Here is a 20076-nt window from a genome sequence, read left to right as displayed (position 1 = left end):
GCCGCGCCGGGCCGTGCCGTTCAGAGCGGCCGCCTCCGGGTGCGCCAGACGACGAACGCCAGCACCACGGCGGCCAGCGCCACCAGGACGGCCGCGCCGAGCCACTGCATCCCGGCCATCTGCTCGTAGTCGAAGTACTGGATCACGCGGTTGACGATGCCCAGCTTGGCCCGGCAGGCGTGGTCGGCTCCGCTGTCGGTGCTGACGCAGGTGCCGAAGCCGTAGAGCCTGCCGTCGGCGGTGGCGACCCAGTCGTCGAACCGGGCGGCGTCGAACGGCAGGTCCGGCCCGTTGCCGTTGTAGGGGTAGGTGATGCTGCGGACGGTGCCGAGCCGGCCGCGGAACCGTTCCCACACGAGGGAGGTGGCCAGGGCGACGAAGGCGGTGGCGGCCATGGCCGGTACCACCCGCTTGATCAGCATGCCCAGGGCGATACCGCAGGCGGCCAGGAAGAGGGCCCGGGCGGCCGGCACCGGGCCGGTGGACTCGAAGGCGCCGCCGGTCAGCCAGTCCCCGTTGACGTCCATGCCGTGGACCGGTGTCCACACCCAGGTGAAGACCGCCGACAGCAGGGCGGAGCAGCCCACCGCGACGGCCAGCGGCAGGCCGAGCGTGGCGGCGAGCCAGCGGCTGCGGCTGACCGACTGGGTGGTGACCAGCTTGAGGGTGCCGTGTTCCTGCTCGCGCGCGATCAGCGGTGCGCCGAGGAAGACCCCGACGACCAACGGCACGTACCGCAGGTACTCCATGTCGCTCTCGAAGGTCGAGCCGAAGCGGCTCCGGAACTCGGTGAGCAGCTTCTCGTTGCCCTCCGGCGGGGCGCCCTTCCCGTGCAGGAAGTCCATGACGCCCATGCGCTGGTAGAGGAAGACCGCGCAGCCGACGAGGGTGAGCAGCAGGGCGGCGCGCAGGAAGGTGCGGTGCCGGCGCCAGACCACCCAGGGCAGTCCGCGCAGCGGGCCGCGGCCCGGGGCGGCCGTGGCGGGGGCGGGGGCGGTGGTGGTCGTCATGCCGCCACCTCCCCGGAGGCGTCGAGCCGCGCTTCGCCGGCGATCAGGTCCGGCGCGCCGGGTGACCGCAGATAGGCCAGCAGTACTTCTTCCATGCTCGGCACCAGTGCCTCCCAGCTGTCCGAGAGCGGGCCGCCGGGCCGGATCAGGGCGCTGAACTGCCGCCCGGTCACCCGCGATTCGACCACGGTGTGCTGCTGCCGCAGCTCTTCGGGGACCCCGTCGTCGCCGGAGGCCACCCCGGTCACCAGCATGTGCGCGGGCACCAGCGCGTCGGTGGGCCCGGCCATCCGCAGCCGGCCCTCCGCGAGCAGCAGGAGGTAGTCACACATCTCCTCCATCTCGGAGACCAGGTGGGAGGACATCAGCACGGTCGTGCCGTGCTCGGCGGCCTCGGCCATCAGCAGGCCGGACAGTTCGTGCCGGGCCAGCGGGTCGAGGTCGGCCATCGGCTCGTCGAGCAGCAGCAGGTCGGGCCGCTTGCCGAAGGCCAGGGCGAAGGCGACGCGGGTGCGCTGGCCGCCGGAGAGGGTGCCGATCCGGGCGGTGAGCGGCACGTTGCCGGACCGTACGACCCGCTCGGCCAGCGCCTGGTCCCAGCGCGGGTTCAGCTCACGGCCCAGCCGCAGCATCTCGGCGACCGTGAAGCGGGGGTAGAGCGGCTTGTCCTGGGCGAGGAACGCCGTCCGCGCCATGACGGCAGGGTCGGTCACCGGGACGCCGAACAGCCGCAGCGTTCCGGTGGTCGGCGTCACCAGGCGGGTCGCGGTGCCGAGGAAGGTGCTCTTGCCGGCGCCGTTCGGCCCGACGAGGGCGCAGATACGGCCGGCGGGAAGCCGGAAGGAGCAGTCCCGCAGCGCCCAGCCGCGGCGGTACTTCTTCCCCAGTCCTGCGGCCTCGATGGCCCAGGGGCTCGGGTCGTCGCTCACGGATCCCCCCTTTAGCTAGTTGATTAGTGGAATGAGTATGGGGAGCGGCCGCGATCACTGTCAAACAGCGTCCGGTGCCGCCGGGGCCGCGGCACCAAAGGGGCGGGCACCTCCCCGGCGGCTCAGCCGGCCGCCGCGTCCCCCAGCGTCTTCGCCAGGCAGCGGCTGTCCTCGTACGTGCGGTACAGCCCGAACTTCTCCACCGCCCGATAGCCGGCGGAGGCGTACAGCGCCAGCGCCTCGGGCTGCTTGATGCCGGTCTCCAGCACCATCCGCGAGCGCCCCGCGGCCCGGGCGTCGGCCTCCAGGGCGGCCAGGATCCGCCGCGCCAGGCCCCGCCCGCGCGCCTGTGGCAGCACGAACATCCGCTTGATCTCGGCGTCCCCGACGGCGTACCCCTCGGCGGCGTCCTCCTGCACCCGCCAGCCGCCGGTGGCCAGCGCGCGGTCACCCTCGTACGCGACCAGGAACGTCCCGCGCGGCGGCACGAACATCTCCGGGTCCAGCGGCGTCATGTCCCCGTCGCCGTAGCGGAGGACGTACTCCTGCTGCACCAGGGTGTCGAGCGTCACGGCGTCGGGGTGGTCGTAGCGGACCGGGCGTATCTCGACGGGGCCGGTCCGGACGGGGCGGGTCTCCATACCCAGGAAGGGTACGGGCCGGGGCACCGCACCCGACGAGGGGCGGCCGGCCCCTGCCGTACGGCCGGAAGACGATCAACGCCCGGGTCTGGGTATCGTGCCCGGATGCTTACCGTGACCTCTGTGAATGTGAACGGGCTGCGCGCCGCGGCCAAGAAGGGCTTCGTCCCGTGGCTGGCGGAGACCTCGGCCGATGTGCTCTGCCTGCAGGAGGTACGGGCCGAGACCGCCCAGCTGCCGGACGAGGTCCGCGAGCCGGCCGGCTGGTTCACCGTGCACGCCCCGGCCGCCGCCAAGGGCCGCGCCGGCGTCTCCCTGTACACCCGCCGCGAGCCGGACCGGGTCCGGATCGGCTTCGGCTCGTCCGAGTTCGACACCAGCGGCCGGTACGTCGAGGCGGACCTGCCCGGCGTGACCGTCGCCAGCCTCTACCTGCCCTCCGGCGAGGTCGGCACCGAGCGGCAGGACGAGAAGGAACGCTTCATGGCGGAGTTCCTGCCCTACCTCGTCGAGCTGCGCGAGCGCGCCGCGGCCGACGGGCGTGAGGTCGTGGTCTGCGGTGACTGGAACATCGCCCACCAGGAGGCCGACCTCAAGAACTGGAAGGCCAACCAGAAGAAGTCCGGCTTCCTCCCCGAGGAACGGGCCTGGCTCACCGATGTCCTCACCGGGGCCGGCGGCTACGTCGACGTCGTCCGCGCCCTCCACCCCGACACCGAGGGCCCCTACTCCTGGTGGTCCTACCGCGGCCGCGCCTTCGACAACGACGCCGGCTGGCGCATCGACTACCACCTGGCCACGCCGGGGCTGGCCGAGCGCGCGGTGAAGGCGTACGTGGAGCGGGCGGCGGCGTACGACCAGCGGTGGAGCGACCACGCGCCGGTGACGGTGGTCTACGAGCAGTAGCCGGGGCAGGGCCGGGGGACGGTCTGCCCCCGGCGGCCGTCTCTCTTCCTCGTTCCCCGTCTCCTTCTCCGTTCCCTGGCCAACGCAAACGGCCCTCTTCGCCATCGTGCGAAGAGGGCCGTTCTGCTGCGCTCACGGCCGCTCCGGCCTCAGAACGCGTCGTTCTTGAGGGCCGCGATGAAGGCGGAGAAGGACGCGATGGGGAGGGAGAGGGCCGGGTGCTGCGGCGCCTTGCTGTCACGGACGGGGACGACGCCCTGAGAGGACACGAGGTTGGTGGCGACCTCGACACACTGGCCGCCGTTGCTGCTGTAGGAGGACTTGAACCAGCGAGGGGATTCGGTCGTCACTGGGAACCCTTTCGAAGCTGTTCGATCATGGCCACGGATGCCGCCTGCGACAGTGCTTCGGCCTGTAGCTGATGGTAGGCCGTCAGCAGAGGCTGCACGAACCTCAATTCGCGCTCCAGCCGCCCTTGCTGTGCGGACTCCGCGTAGGCGACGTGGGATCGATCGGCGAGGGTCAACAGTGTTACCGGCAAATCGAACGCTCGGCGTTCGCCGAGATCGAATGGGGCCACTTGGAGGACCGTGGAGGGCAGCTCGGCGAACGCGGCAAGTCGGTCCAACTGTGCCGTCATGACACCGGGGCTGCCTACCGACCGCCGTATGCAGCTCTCGTCCAGAACCGCGTAGACCATCGGTGCAGGCGTGCGCTCCAGGGATGCCTGCCGCTCCGCGAGCAGAGACAACCGCTCCTCTGCCTGTTGCTCCGTGATGGCCCCTCGGCGGACGGCGCCGGTCGTGATGGCGGCAGCGTAGTCCGGGGTCTGGAGCAGCCCAGGAATGATGCCCAACTCAAAGAGCCTGATCTCCGCCGCGCGTACCTCCTGCGCAACGAACTCCGGGAACCCCTCAAGTATCGCGCTGTTCCGTACGGCCCGCCCCTGACGCTCTAACTGGTCGCCAGTGCCGAACACCCTGTCAGCGCTTGCAGTGAAACGAGGAGTCGGGGGGCGACGACCAGTTTCAACAGCGGAAATATGCGTTCCGGAGCATCCCATTCGTTCCGCGAGCTCGTCCTGTGTCCAGCCGCGTTCGTCCCGCAACCTGCGTAAACGCTGCCCGAAGCGCGCGCCGGGCGATGCGTTGGGGTCCAATTCCTTGCGGTTCACCATCCAGGCGACCAACTCTCCGCTCAAAAGGAGCAAGTTGAGGACAGTCCGACTGTAGGCCACGCTGAGTCGCCCCGGTAGTGGAACCACTACAGAGGGTCAAGGAGGGTGCCATGACCACCACTGTCAGCCAGACCGCCCGGCTCACCCACATCGTGAAGACGGCGCGGCGATGAGCGGCAATCGGTACCACGAACGCCCTGTGTCACTCGGTGAGCCGTACGCCGATCTCAGCCCCGACCCCGTTCCCGGCTGTGCCGAGTGCAGCGCGCTGGACGAGGAGCGCTACGAGGCCCGGAAGCGCCGGAAGTTCGCTGCTGCCGTCGTCGCAGGCCAACGGATCAGAAACCACGGGCGTGGTCACCATGCCTGAGCAGCACATGCGATGCCCCTTCGGGTGGCACGAGATCGCACGGATATGCGGCGGGACGTTCCGCTGCGACGATCACGGTGTGACAGTCGTGGTCCACGACACGGAGCGCCTCGACCTCCCCGGCCGACTGGACCGGGTCGAGCACCAGTCGGCGGAGGTCACAGAGAACACCAGGGGAGCCGGCCGGCCCCGGTGATCAGCGCAGTGATCGCATTCCTGCTCCACCAACCCCCGGCTACCTGTGGCCGGGCGTGCTCCTCACGGAGGGCCCACACAATTCCCCCCGGCCCCAGTCCCGCCATACCAAGGGCGGCGGGACGAAGAGGGGAGCGCGGAGGACGTCCGCGGTTCTGGTGCGGAACTGCGGATGGCCCCATCACGGGAACCCGTGCAAGTTCGTGCAAGTTCGCTGCGTTATATGAGGAGTTGAGTGCAAGCTCGTACACGTCCACCGCGAACGAGGGAGGTCACCATGGCTCTGCACATGCTCGGCAAGGACCCCGAGTCGCCCGAGGGCAAGTCGCCGACCGTGTACTACGACGACCAGACCGACAACTACGTAGTACAAGGGTGGAAGGTCCTGGACGACGAGCGGCTGTCCCAGCTCGACCTCCCGTCCCACGAGACGGTTGTCGAGATCCCCAAGCGCATGATGCAGTTCTTCCCGGAGGTGAGCGGTGGTCGAGGAACCGACGTTTGAAGAACTGTTCCGACAGGCCAAGCACTCCGCCGTGCATCTGGAGATGCGGGACGGCTACATGCGGTCTGACCCGAGCTTCATCTCCTGGCAGCACGATCCCGGCAGCCTCCTGTCCGAGTGGGACCCGGAGTCGCGCCCTTGGCTTGCACTGATGCAGGAGATCACCGACCGCGGGGTGGAGGTTCGTCGCGCCCGGGTCTTCTCGGAGCCGATGAGCGACTACCTTCGCTTCGAGCACTGCCTCACGCCGGCCAACATTGCGGCCGGAGAACAGGTTCGGTGGCTCCCGCGCCGCAGGGCTTCGGATCTGGCTCTCCCCGGCAACGACTTCTGGCTCTTCGATGACAGCCTCGTCGTGTTCCTGCACTTCACCGGCGAAGGAGAACTATCCCCCGAGGGCGATGAGGAGCGAACGGCCGAGCCGTCAGTGGTGCGTCTGTGCTCCGCTGCCTTCGAGTCGGTTTGGCGACGCGCGGTGCCTCATGAGGAGTACAGGCCGGTCTGAACCATCGCTCGCCCAAGGCTGAACATCTGTGTCCTCGTCGTCGCCTCCCTCCAGCGTCCAGGAGGCCAGGGAAGCGCTCGGGAAGCGCCTCCGAGAGATCCGTAAAGACTCCGGTCTGACTGCTCGTGCCCTGGCAGCGGCGGCGGGGTGGCATGAATCGAAGAGTTCACGGCTTGAGAACGGCAGGACCCCCCCTTCCGATGAGGACATCCGAGTCTGGACCCGCATCTGCCACGCCGAGGAACAAGCCGCGGACCTCATTGCCACAGCTCGTGGCATCGATGGCATGTACGTCGAGTGGCGCCGCCTGGAGAGCGCCGGCCTGAAACGCGTCCAGGAGTCTGTACTGCCACTATTCGAGCGAACCGTCTGGTTCCGCTTCTATCAGTCCCAAGTCGTTCCCGGCCTGCTCCAGACCGAGGACTACACCCGAGCCATCCTCAACACGGTCGTTGCGATGAGGCAGACGCCTGACGACGTCGAAGAGGCCGTTGCCGCACGCATGAACCGTCAACGCATTCTGCACAGGGGAGGGCGTCGCTTCGCCTTCCTGATTGAGGAATGGGTACTTCGTTCCATCATCGGCACGCACGCCACGATGGCGGACCAACTCGGCCACCTCATCGGGGTGACCACCGCCCCCGCTCTGAGCCTTGGTGTGATCCCCATGGGCGTTGTGCGAGGCAACGCGTGGCCTGCCGAAGCCTTCTCCATGTACGACGACAAACAGGTATCCGCAGAGCTTGTGTCCGCCGGCCTCACCGTGACGCAGCCACGCGAGGTCGCCGAGTACGCGAAGACCTTCAGCGAGCTGGCAGGTATCGCCGTCTATGGAGCCTCCGCCAGGAAGCTGATCACGTCAGCAATCGCCGCCCTTGGGTGAATTCATGCAAGTCCATAGAAGTTCGTTGAGCCCGGTCGGCACTTAGCCGTTGACTGAAGCGAGACAACGCGCCAGGGCAAACCGCGGCGATGCCATGACAAGTCCCATTCGGTACAGCCAACAGGCCGTGGAACTGCCCTTGACGGCTGGCTGCTCGAAGGGCTTCGAGTTCCCGGCTGCAAGCAATGCGCCGCATCGGAAGTGGAGGTTGAGAGATGAGCGCTGTAGCGGTGGAGACGTTCGAGACGCGCACCCCTGATGCCGAAGGCTGGCACGGCGTCCCGTTCCGTCACCCTGCCGATATGGAGGCAGACGGCGGAAAGCACGACGGTGGCCCGATGCCCCCGGAGGCGCCCCGCGATCCGGCCCCGCAGCCCAGCGGCGGAGACAAGTAAGCCGGCCTCCTGAGACTCCCGTCCTCCCGAGATGGCGGCGGCGCCAGGCCGGTAGGGGCGGGTTCCGGATGAGCTGGTCCGGGGCCGACTTTCGCAAACGCGGGGGTCGGCCCCTCAGGGGTGCATTTATCGGGATCGGAGTCAGAGTGAGTAACGAGGAGCCCGTTCAGCAGTGGGAAGAGCGTGCCGGTGGCTTATCCCCGATATGGGGCAACACTCCAGCCGTCGTGAAAGTACCCGATGGAGAAGAGATTCCGCCCTGCCCTTTCCCGTGCGCCTTGTGTGCCACTCGCCCCGCCGGCGGAAGGCTGAAGGGCTCCTGGTGGACGGAATAGAACACAAGACGCCAGACGGGGCACCCCGAGAGCCCCGGAAACAGCCGCGTCTCTCGGTTCAGGCCGGCGGGAGGACCAGCGAGGCCGTCACCACCACCGGTGCCACCCGCCCCGCCGCGCGCAGCCCGTCGGCGACCATCTCCACCAGCCAGACCGCGAGGTCCGGCGACCACTCCCGGGTGGTGCAGCCGAACCGGAACGCCTCGTGCATGCCCTCGGTGTGCACCCCGCGACCCAGATCGAGGTCCAGCCCGGGCGGGCCGACCGGGGACGTGACGGACGTCGCGGAGCGCGCCCCGGGCGGCAGGACCTCCACCGCACCGTCCGCCATCTCCCGCACCGCCTCGCGGACGGCCGCGGCATCGTCCCCGGTCACCGCGTCCTTCCCGGGGTGGCAGGAGACCGTCAGCACGACCTCGTGCCGGGCGTCCGGATCCGCCAGGGCGAACCACGGCGCCAACTCGGTCTGGTGGAAGGCGGTGTTGCGCCGGGCCGCCGGCAGTGGCAGCAGGGCGTGCAGACCGGTGAACGTCATGGTGCCCACCCGGGCCAGCGTCTCGGCCAGCACCAGGGCGATCGGCCGGACGGGCAGACCGAGCCGCGGCGGGTCGGTGAGTGCCCCGGCCTGCAGCCAGGCCAGTTGGCGCACCCGGCCGTCCGGCGTCCAGTCGCCGCCCACCTCCTCGTGCGCCCATGCGGTGGGCTCGTGCCGGGCGGTGACCCGTCCGTTCTCGGTCAGCCAGCGGCTCACGGTCTGCCAGCCGTAGGCACCGGCCCGGTCGAGCGCGAGGGAGAGCACCTCCTCCTCGAGGGAGTCCTCCTCGGGGGAGGTGTCCTCGGCGGTGTGCTCGCCGGCGTTCTCCTCGGCGGCTTCCGCTTCGGTGAAGTCCTCGACGACGCGGTCGAACCACGGTGCGCGCCGGAGGACGCCGTGCAGGCCGATGATCACGGTGGGGGGAAACACAGGCACTCCGCACTCCCGGAAAGACGGACGGCGCCGGAAGGCTACCTTCCGGCGCCGCCGTCAGGCCTTGCTCAGGTGCCGCAGAACAGCGTCTGCGTGTCGGTGATCTTCTTGTGGGCGTCGTCGGGGTACCCGATGATGTCCACGTCGATGACGCTGCGGAACGAGTACTTCGCGACCAGGTTCGTGCACTTCCAGGCGGCCGACGCCCGCTTGCCGCTGCCGCCGCCGGAGTAGACGGTCTTGACGCCCTTGTTGAGGGTGTACCAGTGGCCGTTGTTCTTGACCTGGAGCCACACCGTGACCTTGGCCTTCTTCGCCGGGCCGTTCAGCCGCTTCCACCAGCCGTGCGCGTTGATGGCGCCGCGCACCGTGTGCGAGAAGTGCACCCGGTCGCCCTCGGTCACGAAGGCCCCGACGCCGCCCCCGGCCGCCACGCCCGGCCCGTGGCCGTTGCTGTAGGTGCTGCTCGGCGGCTGCGTCGGTTCGCGGTCGTCGGCCTGGGCCGGGGCGGTGGCGGCGACGGCCAGCAGGCCGGCCAGGGCAGCGGAAGCGGCCCCCGTACGGATGCGCACGTGAATGTCCCCCTTGATGTGCGGTCGTGTCATACCTGACGCCGCACCCAACCACGCGGGCGATCCACCGGCAATTGTCCTCCGGGACAGGGCCGGACACCGGACGTCCCGGCGCGGCTCGGTGACGGTGTGTCAGCACCTCACTCCGGGGTCTGCCCCTGCTCCTTCAGCCACTGTTCCAGTTCGGCCTGGACGCGGCGGTCCATCGCCATGGAGAGTTCGGCCTCCACGACGCCCTTGGAGAGCGGGCGGAGGGCCTCGATGGTGCGGGCTATCCGCTCGACCTCCTGCGCGGTGGGCGGGTTCGTCGCCGTGGCCCGTTCGAGGATGTCGGACAGGACGTGGGTGCGGATGAGGGTGGTGAAGACGTCGGCGAGGGCGTCGGCGTGGGCGCGCACCCTGCGGCCGGCCTCCAGGACGGCGGCCAGCGGTATGCCCTTGTTGACGAGCTCGGTGGAGGCGTCCAGGAGGCGGCGGCTGATGTGCACGAACTCGTCGCCGTCGACGGCCAGATAGCCGATGTCGAGGGAGGCGGAGAGGTTCTCCGCGGTGATGTCCTCGCTGAAGTGGTCGGCGAGCTGCTCCGGGCTGAGGCGGACCGGGGTCTCCTCGGACCACGGGGGCAGCAACGGGCTCTGCAGGCCGAGGAGTTCGCCGACGTCGCGGCCGGACTCGAAGGCGGCGAGGAGCTCGGCGATCCCGCCGAGGGTGTGGCCGCGCTCCAGGAGGGCGCCGATGGTGCGCAGGCGGGCGAGGTGGTGCTCGTTGTACCAGGCGATCCGGCCCTCGCGGCGGGGCGGCGGGATGAGCTTGCGTTCGCGGTAGAAGCGCAGCGTGCGGACCGTGATGCCGGCCTCCTCGGCCAGCTCGGTCATGCGGAATTCGCGCGCGGGGCGGTGGTCGTCCCCGGCCTCCGCGCGCTCGTCCTTCGGCTTCTCGTTCGCTGCCACGGGGTCAGCCTATGCCGGGGGTGGGACAGCGGTCCGGGGTGCAACTGCCGGTAACTTCCTGCCGCCCGCCCCCTACCGCTCGGTACGTGGCTGCCCTACGCTCCCCCTTGTGTCCGATCGTGCCAGTGATTGCTGGCGCGATTGACGGGCGGTGTGCGGAACGCCCCGTGGTCGCGGTATTCGTGGGCCGTGGGCGGGCAGGAAGAGCGTCGGACTCGGGAGGCGGCGGATGGCCGGGCGCGAAGAGCAGCATGTGCGGGTGGCGGTGATCGGATCGGGATTCGGTGGTCTGGGGGCGGCGGTACGGCTGCGCCGCCAGGGGATCACCGACTTCGTGGTCCTGGAGCGGGCCGACTCGGTGGGCGGGACCTGGCGGGACAACAGCTATCCGGGGTGCGCGTGCGACGTGCCCTCGCATCTGTACTCGTTCTCCTTCGCGCCCAATCCGGACTGGCCGCGGAATTTCTCCGGACAGCCCCATATCCGGGCGTATCTGGAGCGGGTGACCGACATCTTCGGATTGCGGCCGCACCTCAGGTTCAACTCCGAGGTACGGCACCTGCGGTGGAACGGCGACGCGCTGCACTGGGAGATCGAGACCGCGAACGGGGAGCTCACCGCCGATGTGGTGGTGTCGGCCACCGGCCCGCTGTCCGACCCGAAGGTCCCGGACATTCCGGGGCTGGACTCCTTCCCGGGGAAGGTCTTCCACTCCGCGCGCTGGGACCACGACTACGAGCTGCGCGGCAAGCGCGTCGCCATGATCGGCACCGGCGCCTCGGCGATCCAGATCGTGCCCGCCATCCAGCCGGAGGTGGAGCGGCTCACGCTGTTCCAGCGCACCCCGCCGTGGGTGCTGCCGCGCGCCGACCGCCGGATCAGCGCCGTCGAGAAATGGCTGCACACCAAGGTCCCGGCGACCCGGGCCGCCCGCCGCCAACTGCTCTGGGGCATCCGGGAGTTGCAGGTCAGCGCGTTCACCAAGCGCCCCGACGAGCTGGGCCTGATCGAGTTCCTGGCCCGGAACCACATGAAGAAGGCGGTCAAGGACCCGGCGCTGCGGGCCGCGCTGACGCCCGACTACCGCATCGGCTGCAAGCGGATCCTGCTCTCCAACACGTACTACCCGGCGCTCGCCCGGCCGAATGTGGACCTGGTGACCTCCGGCCTGAAGGAGGTGCGCGGAAACACCCTCATCGGCGCCGACGGAAGCGAAGTCGAGGCCGACGCCATCGTCTTCGGGACCGGATTCCATGTGACGGACATGCCCATCGCCCAGCGGGTGACCGGCGCCAAGGGCACCACGCTCGCCGAGGAATGGAAGGACGGAATGGCCTCGCTGCGCGGCGCCAGCGCGGCCGGATTCCCGAATTTCCTCACCCTCATCGGGCCCAACACCGGACTCGGGAACAGCTCGATGATCCTGATGATCGAGGCCCAGCTGAATTACCTGGCCGACTACCTCCGGCAGCTGGACCTGCTCGGCGAGAAGACCGCGCTGAGCGCCCGCCCGGAGGCGGTGGAGGAGTGGAACCGCATGATCCAGGAGAGGATGAAGCGCACCGTGTGGAACACCGGCGGCTGCGACAGCTGGTACCTCGACGCGAACGGGCGGAACACCACCGCCTGGCCCGGGACCACCGGCGAGTTCAAGCGGCTGACCCGCCAGGTCGACCTCGCCGAGTACGAGGTGCTGCGCCCGAAGACCGGTACCGCGGCCGCGCCCGTGGGCGCCTCCGCCGACGCCCGGGCGGAGGTGGCCGCATGAGCCGCCGGCCCGGACACGTCACCAGCGGCCCCTACGCGCCGCCGGTCCCGCGCACGACCACCGAGGTCATATCGGCCGACGGCGCCCGGATCCACGCCGAGACCCACGGCCCCGAGGACGCCCCAGCCGTGGTGCTGGCCCACGGCTGGACCTGCTCCACCGCCTTCTGGGCCCCGGTCGTCCGCGATCTGGCCGCCGACCACAAGGTCGTTCTCTACGACCAGCGGGGCCACGGCCGCAGCCCGGCCACCGGCCCGGCGGGCTACGGCACGACGGCGCTCGCCGACGACCTGGTGGCCGTACTGGAGGCGACCCTCGGCCCGGACGAACGCGCCGTGGTCGGCGGCCACTCCATGGGCGGCATGACGATCATGGCCGCCGCCGAGCGTCCGGAACTGCGCGCCCGGGCCGCCGCCGCCATGCTGTGCAGTACGGGCTGCGCCCGACTGCCCGCCGCCTCCCAGGTGTTCCCGTTCCGCAGCGAGGGTGCCCGGCGTCTCGCGCACCGGCTGCTGCTGGGCTCCCGGGCCCCGCTCGGCCCGGTCTCGCCGCTCACCCGGCGCGCGCTGAAGTACGCGACCATGAGCCCCGAGGCCACCCCCGAGCAGATCGAGGCGTGCGCCCGCATCGTGCACGCCTGCCCGCCGGCCGTACGGGCCCGCTGGGGCAAGGTGCTCTCCGTCCTCGAACTGACCGGCGGCGTCAGCCGGTTGGAGGTGCCGACGGTGGTGCTGGCGGGGGCCGCCGACCGTCTGACCCCGCCGGTGCAGTCCCGCCGGCTGGCCTCCGTGCTCCCGGACTTCCGGGGGCTGACCGAGCTGCCGGGGAAGGGCCACATGACGCCCATCGAGGACCCCGGCGCGGTCGCCGGCCTGCTGCGGGAACTCGTCCGGGACCACCTCCGGCCCGACGGCGACCGGTCCGCGGCGGCGACCGCCGGTGCCGCCGTCCCCGCCCAGAAGACCGCCCAGAAGACCGCCCAGGACACCGCCCAGGACACCGCCCCCAAGACCGCGCCGAAGAGCGCGCAGCAGGCCACCCCGGAGGCCGCGCAGAAGAAGGAGAGGTCCGCATGAGCGGGAGCAGGAGCCTGGACGGGCAGGTCGTCGTGGTGACCGGCGCGGCCCGCGGGGTCGGTGCGCTGCTGGCCCGCAAGCTGTCGGCGCGCGGTGCGACGCTGGCGCTGGTCGGCCTGGAACCGGACGAGCTGGCGAAGGTGGCCGCCGGGCTGCACGGCCCGGCGCACCACTGGCACGCCGACGTCACCGACCACGAGGCGATGGCCCGGGTCGCGGACGGGGTCAAGGAACGCTTCGGGAAGGTCGACGTGGTCGTCGCCAACGCCGGGGTGGCGACCGGCGGCCCGTTCGTCGACTCCGACCCGGTCTCCTGGCGGCGGGTCATCGAGGTCAACCTCATAGGCGGTGCGGTCACCGGCCGGGCCTTCCTGCCCGTGCTGATGGAGTCCCGCGGCTACTTCCTGCAGATCGCCTCGCTCGCCGCGATCACCCCGGCGCCGATGATGACCGCGTACTGCGCCTCGAAGTCCGGCGTCGAGGCGTTCGCGCACAGCCTGCGCGCCGAGGTCGGCCATCGGGGCGTACGGGTCGGCGTCGGCTATCTGAGCTGGACCGACACCGACATGGTGCGCGGTGCGGACCAGGACGACATCATGCGCGAACTGCGCTCCCGGCTGCCCTGGCCGTCGAACAAGACCTATCCGCTGGGACCCGCGGTGGACCGGATCGTGGCGGGCGTCGAACGCCGCTCCGCGCACGTCTACGGGCAGTGGTGGCTGCGCGGGATGCAGTCGCTGCGCGGGTACCTGCCGTCGGTCATCGGGTCGGTGGGCCAGCGGGAGATGCGGCGGTTCGGGGACCGGCTGGACGGCATGCGGGTCGGCCTGGTCGGTGCCGGCGGCGAGGCGGACGAGAAGGCCCGCGCGGACCGCTGACGGACCCGCTCACTTCCTGGTGTTTGTGACACTGGGTAGTCGAACGTGATCGAAATGCGAGCAATGTCCGGGCGTGTCACTCTGGTCCGGGGCCCTCCCCCTACGCCCCACTAGGAGTGAACAGCATGGGCATCAAGGACCAGTTCCAGGACAAGGCCAACGAGCTCAAGGACCAGGCCCAGAAGGCCATGGGCAGCGCTCGCGACGAGGCGGACGAGCGTGGCCGGCAGGCCCAGGACCGGGCCCGGCAGCGTGGCCAGCAGGGTCGTGAACGCGGTCAGCAGGAGCGCGGCCAGCAGGGCCGTCGCCCCGCCCCCGACCCGATGGACGAGCTGCACGACGAGCGGGACCGCTTCCAGAGCTGATCCGCAGTCCTGAAGGTCACGCGTGGCGGCGTACGCGCCATGCGTGCGGGGCGCACCCGGTCGACCGGGTGCGCCCCAACTGCCTTCCCCCGTTGTTCCCCCGTGGCCCCCGTGCCCCCGTTGCCCCCGTGGCCCCCGTGGTTCCCTACAGGGTCAGTTGACGACCTTGAGCTTCGTCGGCCAGCCGTAGTGCGCTGCCTTGGCGAAGAGGTTCTTGATGTGTGCCGGGGTCAGCTTGATGCAGCCCAGCGAGTAGTAGTCGCGGACCCCGTCCCAGCGGTAGGGGTTGTCCCGGCCGGGCTGCCGGGCGCCCTGGGTGCCGTTGACGTTCATCTCGCTGTGCACGAACAGCTCGGTGCGCTTGGTCCGGTGGTTCTTGCACACCTTGTCCTGCACCTGGATCGCGTAGCCGTTGATGCCGCTGCGGCCGCCGTTGTGGCGCTTGGTGTGGTTCAGCACCCGGTAGTTGCCGGTGGGCAGCCAGCCCTGCATGCTGGCGCACTCGTTCGTCCCGTTGCGGCCGCCGTTGCCGGAGCCCGCACGGTACTTGGCGAGCACCTTGTCCTTGGCGTTCGGGACGCTCTTCATCAGGTAGAGCCTGGAGTCGGCGGGGTTGCTCCAGTTCTTGTTGAAGTACAGGTACGTACCGCCGGCCGCGGCCGCCGCGGCGGCCTTCCCGGGCGCCGGGTGGGCGGCCAGCGCGGGGGCGGCCCCGGTGGCCGCGAGGCCCCCGGTGAGGGCCAGTGCGGCGGCGAGCGGAACGATCCGGTGACGGATGCGCATCGGACATCTCCCGTTGGGTGTGCGGTGGTTGGTGGCTGGTGCGGTGTGCCCGGCCGGGGCAGGACACGACCTTGCTGGTCCGGCCGGTGTCCGGCAAGGCCCCACGGCCGTCCCGGACAGGCCGCTCGCTGTCCGGGCAGGTCGGACGGGTGGTGCCGGGCTTGTCCGGACGGGCGACGGGCGCTGTCCGGGACCGGCCGGAGGCAGTGTTGTGGCCGTGGCCGGGGCGGCGGTTCAATGACCGGCATGACACGCACGGGGGGAACCGGCGGCGCGGGGCCCGCGGCGGCCCACGACCCCGCCGCACTCGTCGCACTGATGCAACACCTCAAGGAAGACAGCGGGCTGACCTACCGTCAGCTGGAGCGGCGGGCGGCGGAACGCGGCGGGGTGCTCGCCCGCAGCACCCTGGCGGACGTGCTCAACCGGAAGTCCCTGCCGCGGGCCGAGGTGCTCGCCGCGTTCCTGCGGGCGTGCGGCCGCCCCGAGGACGAGGTCGGGGAATGGCTCGCGGCCCGGCGGCGCATCGAGGAGGGCACGGCGGCCCCGCCCGCGCCGGCTCCGGAGCCCGCCCCCGCTTCCGGCGCCGCTCCCGCCCCGGGCCCACCGTCCGATGCCGCCCGCCGGCCCGCCCCCCGGCGACGGCTGCTGACCGGTGCCGCGCTGCTGGGCACCGTAGTGCTCGCCGTCGGCGTCCCGCTGCTGGCCGGGGACGGCGGCGCGGAGCCCGGGGCGTCGGCCGCCACCCCGCCGGCCGGCGAGGTGCGGATCCGTCCGCTGCGGGCGCCCGGGCTGTGCCTGACGGACGGGCGGGTGCTGCGGGCGCACGCGTACCACACGGTCGCGGTGGTGCGGCCCTGCGCGCAGGCGGTGCCCCCGCACACCCGGCTGACGGCGGCCGGGGACGGCCGCCACCTCGTCCAGTGGTCACACCCGGACGAGGGCACCGGCTGCCTGGTCCTGCTGCGGGCACCGGGCCTGGCCGGGCTGCTGGAGCCGCAGAACGACTGCACGGCGGGCGGGCCCGCGCAGCGGTTCCGGATCGAGCCGGTCGACGCGCGGACCGACGGCGGACGGCGGGCGTACCGGCTGCGGTTGACCGACGGCGACCGGTGCGTCGGCCTCAGCGGCCGGGCGGCGGGCGCCACGGCCGTCAGCGCCCCGTGCCGCACCGGCGCGGACGACCAGACCTTCGTGATCGGTCCGGGCTGACGGCGCACAGCACGGCGCCGGCCCCGCGCTGCCGGTTCAGGCCCCCGCCGCCTCCTCGGCGTCGTCGCCCGCGCCGCGCGGCGGCAGGGCCGGCCGCCGCCGGTCCGGCACGTCCGAGAGGTCCGGGGGCGTCGCTGCCGGATGCCGTTCCAGCAGCTCCAGCGCGGTGCGCACCGCCACGCCCAGCGTCGGATGCCGTCCCTCGGCCCAGTGCAGCGGCGAGCGCAGCGCCTCGATGTCCACCTCGACGCCGTGGTTCTCCACGCCCCAGCCGTAGAGCCGGAACCACGCCGCGTTCATCGGGACGGTGATCGTGGTGCCGTCACCGAGCCGGTGCCGGCCGGTCATCCCGACCACCCCGCCCCAGGTGCGCATGCCCACCACCGGGCCGATGCCCTGCAGCTTGAAGGCCGCGGTGATCATGTCGCCGTCGGACGAGGTCATCTCGTCGGCGACCGCCACGACCGGGCCGCGCGGGGCGTTGCTGGTGTACGACACCGGCTCGGCGTCCCGGGTCAGGTCCCAGCCCATGATGGTGCGGGTCAGCTTCTCGATCACCAGCTCCGAGATGTTGCCGCCGGCGTTGCCCCGTACGTCCACGATCAGCGCGGGCATCGACATCTCCATCCGCACGTCCCGGTTGAACTGCGCCCAGCCGGAGCCGCCCATGTCGGGGATGTGGAGGTAGCCGCACCGGCCGCCGCTCAGCTCCCGCACCACCGCACGGCGCTTGGCGACCCAGTCCTGGTAGCGCAGCGGCCGTTCGTCGACCAGCGGCACCACGGCGACCCGGCGGGCGTGCCCGTTGCCCTCCGCGGGGGCGAAGGTCAGCTCGACGGTGGTGCCGCCGGCCGCGGCCAGCAGCGGGTACGGGCCGGTGACCGGGTCCACCGGCCGCCCGTCGACGTGGGTGAGCGCGGAGCCCTCCCGGATGCCCGTACCGGCCAGCGGCGAGCGCGCCTTGGGGTCGGAGGACTCACCGGGCAGGATCCGCTGCACCACCCACCGGCCGTCCCGGCACACGAAGTTGGCGCCGAGCAGGCCGATCGCGCGCTGGTAGTGCGGCGGTCCCTCGTTGCGCCGGGCGCCGGTGACGTACGCGTGCGAGGTGCCCAGCTCGCCCAGCACCTCGCGCAGCAGATCGGCGAACTCGTCGGGGGAGGCGACCCGTTCGACCAGCGGCCGGTACTGCGCGAGCACCGCGTCCCAGTCGATGCCGCACATCCGCGGCTCCCAGAAGTACGCCCGGATGATCCGGCCCGCCTCCTCGTACGCCTGCCGCCACTCCGCACCCGGATCGACGTCGTGCAGGATGCGCCGCAGGTCCAGATAGACCATCGAATCGCTGTCCGCCGGCTCGGTCGCCGGGACCGCGCGCAGCTCGCCGTCGTCGTTGACGACCAGCCGGGAGCCGTCGCCGCTGAGCGCGAACTCGTCGATCGCGCTGGTCAGTTCGGTGCGCCGGGCCTTGGTCAGGTCGAAGTGCTCCAGGGTGGGCTTGCCGGAGGTGTTGTCGGGGCTGGCGAAGGTCTCGCCCAGCGCGCCGGAGATCGGCCAGCGCAGCCAGACCAGCCCGCCGCCGCTGACCGGCTCCAGGGAGGAGTACTTGGACGCCGCGACCGGGAACGGCGTGACGCGGTTCTCCAGCCCCTCGACCTCCACCAGTACCGGCCCCTCGCCGGCCGGCGGAGGGTTCTCGTCCGGGTCCAGTCCGCCCGCCGCGGGCCGCCCCTCCGGCGACAGCGCGAACGGCGACGGCGTCGCCGACGACAGCGGCACCAGGTGCGGGCGGCAGCCCAGCGGGAACGACAGGTCGCCGGTGTGCACGTCGTAGACCGGGTCGAAGCCGCGCCAGGACAGGAACGCCAGATAGCGGCCGTCGCGGGTGAACACCGGCTGCTCGTCCTCGAAACGGCCGTTGGTGACGTCCACGACGAGCCGGTCGGAGAGCCGCGCCATCTTGATCATCCGCAGTGAGCGGCCGATGCCGGGGTGCGACCAGGTCAGCCAGCGCGAGTCGGGGGAGAAGGCCAGGTCGCGGACCGGGCCGTTGGTGGACCGGATCAGCTCGGTGACCCCGCCCGGACCGGCGGCCACCTCCTCCGCCGAGCGGTCCTCCTCGGTGCTCTCCTCGTCCGGCCGGGTCACGTCCACCAGCAGCAGCCGGCCGTCGTGGGAGGCCACCGCCAGCCGCTCACCGTCCGGCGACGAGGCCATCTCGTGGACCCGGCCCAGCTCACCGGCGGCCAGCCGGCGCGGCCGCCCCGGGGCACTGGCCCGCGGCAGATTGGTGATCTCGATGGCGTCCGGGCCCTCGGCGTCGGTGACGTAGGCGATCCGGCCGCTGGAGCCGAGCATCTCGGGCAGCCGGACCCGGACGCCCGGGGTGTCGTGGATCGTCCGGGCCGGGCCGTCGCGGTGGGTGAGCCAGTACAGGCTGCCGCGGACCCCGACCGCGCTGGCCCGCCCGGTGGCGTCCACCGCGAGCGAGGTGACGTGCGAGGCGGCCGGGACCTGGTAGCCGCGCCGGCCGGCCCGCGGCCCGCCCAGCCGCACCGCCAGCTTCCGCGGTACGGCGTCCGGGCCCAGGTCGTCGATCAGCCAGAGGTCGCCGGCGCACTGGTAGACGATCCGCTCGCCGTCGGTCGAGGCGTGCCGGGCGTAGAAATCGGCGTGATCACTGTGCCGCCGCAGATCCGTCCCGTCCCCCAGGCACGAGTACACATTGCTGACGCCCTCGTGATCCGACAGGAACGCGATCCGCCCGCCCACGAACATCACCGAGTCCAGATGCCCGTACAGATCCGGCAGCAGCCGGGTGCCGTGCAGCCACATCCGGCCCATCGCCCCGCCCCGGTAGCGCTTCCAGGAGGCGGGCTCGTGCGGCGGCTTGCCGGTGAGCAGCAGCGTGCGGCGCTCCCCCTCGACGTCGGCGACCGCGATGTCGGACACCGGCCCCCAGGGCAGCTTCCCGCCCGGACTGCCGTCGGTGGGCACGCTGTAGGCCCACGAGTAGTACGAGAACGGCTGCCCGTGCGAGGACACCGCGAGGACGTGCGCCTGTCCCTCATGATCCGGCGGCGTCCACCCGCACACCCGCGCATCGGTACTGCCCCAGTACGTCAGCCGCCGCGCCGGACCGCCCTCCACCGGCGCGAGATGCACCTCCGGGTCGAGGCTCCGCCACGACGTGAACGCGATCTCCCGCCCGTCCGGCGAGAACCGCGGATGCCCGACCCGCGTCCGGTCCACGGTCAGCCGCCAGGCCCGCCCCGGTTCCTCCCCCTCCGCCGCGATCGGGGCCACCCACAAATCGTCCTCGGCGGCGAAGCAGAGCAGATCCCCGTGCAGATGCGGAAACCGCAGGTACGCCCCGGGCGGCGCCCCCGGCCCGGCCGGCATCCGCCGCAGCCGCCCCTCCGCCTCGACGACGTCCGTCCCCATACGAGGCCCGACGGCCCCGGGTACATCGCTCACGCCCCCATGGTTTCGGGCGGGGGAGTGGGTGGCAACTCGGCCGGGTGGGGGGTGGGGGACTGGGCCGGTCGGGGGACGGGGGCTGGGCCGGGCGGGGGAGCGGGCACCCGGCCGGGTCAGGGACGGCGACTCGGCCGGTGGGGGAGCAGGCATTCGAACCCGGCTGTACGTGCGGCG

19 protein-coding genes are annotated in these 20076 nt (G+C 71.6%); 9 read left to right on the top strand and 10 right to left on the bottom strand.

Going from position 1 to position 20076, the window contains the following annotated elements; all coding sequences use genetic code 11:
- Window positions 1–20: 20 nt before the first annotated feature.
- From V2J85_RS27705 to V2J85_RS27695, 3 genes are all read right to left on the bottom strand, one after another.
- On the bottom strand, window positions 21–1010 hold the full coding sequence (locus V2J85_RS27705; RefSeq protein WP_261950948.1) for an ABC transporter permease: 990 nt from the start codon (window positions 1008–1010) through the stop codon (window positions 21–23).
- Entirely contained in the window at window positions 1007–1939 is a 933-nt protein-coding gene (locus tag V2J85_RS27700) for an ABC transporter ATP-binding protein (protein WP_261950949.1), read from the bottom strand. The genes V2J85_RS27705 and V2J85_RS27700 overlap by 4 nt, the downstream gene beginning before the upstream one ends.
- 122 nt (window positions 1940–2061) lie before the next feature.
- Complete coding sequence (locus V2J85_RS27695) at window positions 2062–2580, bottom strand: GNAT family N-acetyltransferase (RefSeq protein ID WP_261950950.1); 519 nt, start codon at window positions 2578–2580, stop codon at window positions 2062–2064.
- A 105-nt stretch (window positions 2581–2685) separates the two neighbouring features.
- Between V2J85_RS27695 and V2J85_RS27690 the strand changes: the two genes are divergently transcribed.
- Window positions 2686–3486, top strand: a complete 801-nt coding sequence (locus V2J85_RS27690) for an exodeoxyribonuclease III (RefSeq protein WP_330823074.1) — start codon at window positions 2686–2688, stop codon at window positions 3484–3486.
- 149 nt (window positions 3487–3635) lie between these two features.
- Here the strand turns inward: V2J85_RS27690 and V2J85_RS27685 are convergent, their stop codons facing one another.
- Window positions 3636–3836 (bottom strand): DUF397 domain-containing protein, encoded by a 201-nt coding sequence (locus V2J85_RS27685; RefSeq protein ID WP_261950952.1) that lies wholly within the window; start codon window positions 3834–3836, stop codon window positions 3636–3638.
- Window positions 3833–4663: a helix-turn-helix domain-containing protein gene (locus V2J85_RS27680; protein WP_261957092.1), complete on the bottom strand. Its 831-nt coding sequence runs from the start codon at window positions 4661–4663 to the stop codon at window positions 3833–3835. The genes V2J85_RS27685 and V2J85_RS27680 overlap by 4 nt, the downstream gene beginning before the upstream one ends.
- Before the next feature lie 842 nt (window positions 4664–5505).
- Between V2J85_RS27680 and V2J85_RS27675 the strand changes: the two genes are divergently transcribed.
- Genes V2J85_RS27675 through V2J85_RS27665 form a run of 3 tightly spaced genes read left to right on the top strand, consistent with a single transcriptional unit; the run spans window position 5506 to window position 7121 of the window.
- Window positions 5506–5733 (top strand): hypothetical protein, encoded by a 228-nt coding sequence (locus V2J85_RS27675; RefSeq protein WP_261950953.1) that lies wholly within the window; start codon window positions 5506–5508, stop codon window positions 5731–5733.
- Window positions 5711–6238 (top strand): DUF6879 family protein, encoded by a 528-nt coding sequence (locus V2J85_RS27670; protein ID WP_261950954.1) that lies wholly within the window; start codon window positions 5711–5713, stop codon window positions 6236–6238. Before V2J85_RS27675 ends, V2J85_RS27670 begins: the two co-directional genes overlap by 23 nt.
- 28 nt (window positions 6239–6266) lie before the next feature.
- Window positions 6267–7121, top strand: coding sequence for a helix-turn-helix domain-containing protein (locus V2J85_RS27665; protein ID WP_261950955.1), 855 nt, complete (start codon window positions 6267–6269; stop codon window positions 7119–7121).
- Between the two features lie 788 nt (window positions 7122–7909).
- On the opposite strand, the gene V2J85_RS27660 is transcribed toward V2J85_RS27665, so the two are convergent.
- The 3 genes from V2J85_RS27660 to V2J85_RS27650 form a co-directional block, all read right to left on the bottom strand.
- Window positions 7910–8821, bottom strand: coding sequence for a hypothetical protein (locus tag V2J85_RS27660; RefSeq protein ID WP_330823073.1), 912 nt, complete (start codon window positions 8819–8821; stop codon window positions 7910–7912).
- A gap of 65 nt (window positions 8822–8886) precedes the next feature.
- Window positions 8887–9390, bottom strand: a complete 504-nt coding sequence (locus V2J85_RS27655; protein ID WP_261950957.1) for a hypothetical protein — start codon at window positions 9388–9390, stop codon at window positions 8887–8889.
- A 140-nt stretch (window positions 9391–9530) separates the two neighbouring features.
- Window positions 9531–10265, bottom strand: coding sequence for a MerR family transcriptional regulator (locus V2J85_RS27650; protein WP_330823119.1), 735 nt, complete (start codon window positions 10263–10265; stop codon window positions 9531–9533).
- Window positions 10266–10569: 304 nt separating this feature from the next.
- On the opposite strand from V2J85_RS27650, the gene V2J85_RS27645 reads away from it, so the two are divergent.
- From V2J85_RS27645 to V2J85_RS27630, 4 genes are all read left to right on the top strand, one after another.
- Window positions 10570–12108, top strand: a complete 1539-nt coding sequence (locus tag V2J85_RS27645; RefSeq protein ID WP_261950958.1) for a flavin-containing monooxygenase — start codon at window positions 10570–10572, stop codon at window positions 12106–12108.
- Complete coding sequence (locus V2J85_RS27640; RefSeq protein WP_330823072.1) at window positions 12105–13184, top strand: alpha/beta fold hydrolase; 1080 nt, start codon at window positions 12105–12107, stop codon at window positions 13182–13184. The genes V2J85_RS27645 and V2J85_RS27640 overlap by 4 nt, the downstream gene beginning before the upstream one ends.
- Window positions 13181–14062 carry an SDR family oxidoreductase gene (locus V2J85_RS27635; RefSeq protein WP_330823071.1) on the top strand — a complete coding sequence of 294 codons (882 nt, stop codon included), beginning with the start codon at window positions 13181–13183 and terminating at the stop codon, window positions 14060–14062. Before V2J85_RS27640 ends, V2J85_RS27635 begins: the two co-directional genes overlap by 4 nt.
- Before the next feature lie 125 nt (window positions 14063–14187).
- Entirely contained in the window at window positions 14188–14427 is a 240-nt protein-coding gene (locus V2J85_RS27630) for a hypothetical protein (RefSeq protein WP_261950961.1), read from the top strand.
- 153 nt (window positions 14428–14580) lie between these two features.
- Here the strand turns inward: V2J85_RS27630 and V2J85_RS27625 are convergent, their stop codons facing one another.
- Window positions 14581–15210, bottom strand: coding sequence for a hypothetical protein (locus V2J85_RS27625; protein WP_330823070.1), 630 nt, complete (start codon window positions 15208–15210; stop codon window positions 14581–14583).
- 246 nt (window positions 15211–15456) lie between these two features.
- Between V2J85_RS27625 and V2J85_RS27620 the strand changes: the two genes are divergently transcribed.
- Window positions 15457–16422, top strand: a complete 966-nt coding sequence (locus V2J85_RS27620) for a helix-turn-helix domain-containing protein (RefSeq protein ID WP_261950963.1) — start codon at window positions 15457–15459, stop codon at window positions 16420–16422.
- A 36-nt stretch (window positions 16423–16458) separates the two neighbouring features.
- On the opposite strand, the gene V2J85_RS27615 is transcribed toward V2J85_RS27620, so the two are convergent.
- Window positions 16459–19824, bottom strand: a complete 3366-nt coding sequence (locus V2J85_RS27615) for a S41 family peptidase (protein ID WP_330823118.1) — start codon at window positions 19822–19824, stop codon at window positions 16459–16461.
- Between the last annotated feature and the right edge of the window lie 252 nt (window positions 19825–20076).

It is taken from the genome of Streptomyces bugieae (assembly GCF_036352915.1).
GTDB lineage: Bacteria > Actinomycetota > Actinomycetes > Streptomycetales > Streptomycetaceae > Streptomyces > Streptomyces endophytica.
This window is presented reverse-complemented; position numbering and strand designations above follow the sequence as displayed.

Bases quoted from the DNA above. Each gene is read 5' to 3' on its own strand.
- V2J85_RS27630 (WP_261950961.1), top strand. From the start codon at position 14,188: ATGGGCATCAAGGACCAGTTCCAGGACAAGGCCAACGAGCTCAAGGAC.
- V2J85_RS27615 (WP_330823118.1), bottom strand. From the start codon at position 19,824: ATGCCGGCCGGGCCGGGGGCGCCGCCCGGGGCGTACCTGCGGTTTCCG.
- V2J85_RS27620 (WP_261950963.1), top strand. From the start codon at position 15,457: ATGACACGCACGGGGGGAACCGGCGGCGCGGGGCCCGCGGCGGCCCAC.
- V2J85_RS27680 (WP_261957092.1), bottom strand. From the start codon at position 4,663: ATGGTGAACCGCAAGGAATTGGACCCCAACGCATCGCCCGGCGCGCGC.
- V2J85_RS27645 (WP_261950958.1), top strand. From the start codon at position 10,570: ATGGCCGGGCGCGAAGAGCAGCATGTGCGGGTGGCGGTGATCGGATCG.
- V2J85_RS27625 (WP_330823070.1), bottom strand. From the start codon at position 15,210: ATGCGCATCCGTCACCGGATCGTTCCGCTCGCCGCCGCACTGGCCCTC.
- V2J85_RS27640 (WP_330823072.1), top strand. From the start codon at position 12,105: ATGAGCCGCCGGCCCGGACACGTCACCAGCGGCCCCTACGCGCCGCCG.
- V2J85_RS27695 (WP_261950950.1), bottom strand. From the start codon at position 2,580: ATGGAGACCCGCCCCGTCCGGACCGGCCCCGTCGAGATACGCCCGGTC.
- V2J85_RS27675 (WP_261950953.1), top strand. From the start codon at position 5,506: ATGGCTCTGCACATGCTCGGCAAGGACCCCGAGTCGCCCGAGGGCAAG.
- V2J85_RS27635 (WP_330823071.1), top strand. From the start codon at position 13,181: ATGAGCGGGAGCAGGAGCCTGGACGGGCAGGTCGTCGTGGTGACCGGC.
- V2J85_RS27690 (WP_330823074.1), top strand. From the start codon at position 2,686: ATGCTTACCGTGACCTCTGTGAATGTGAACGGGCTGCGCGCCGCGGCC.
- V2J85_RS27705 (WP_261950948.1), bottom strand. From the start codon at position 1,010: ATGACGACCACCACCGCCCCCGCCCCCGCCACGGCCGCCCCGGGCCGC.
- V2J85_RS27650 (WP_330823119.1), bottom strand. From the start codon at position 10,265: ATGACCGAGCTGGCCGAGGAGGCCGGCATCACGGTCCGCACGCTGCGC.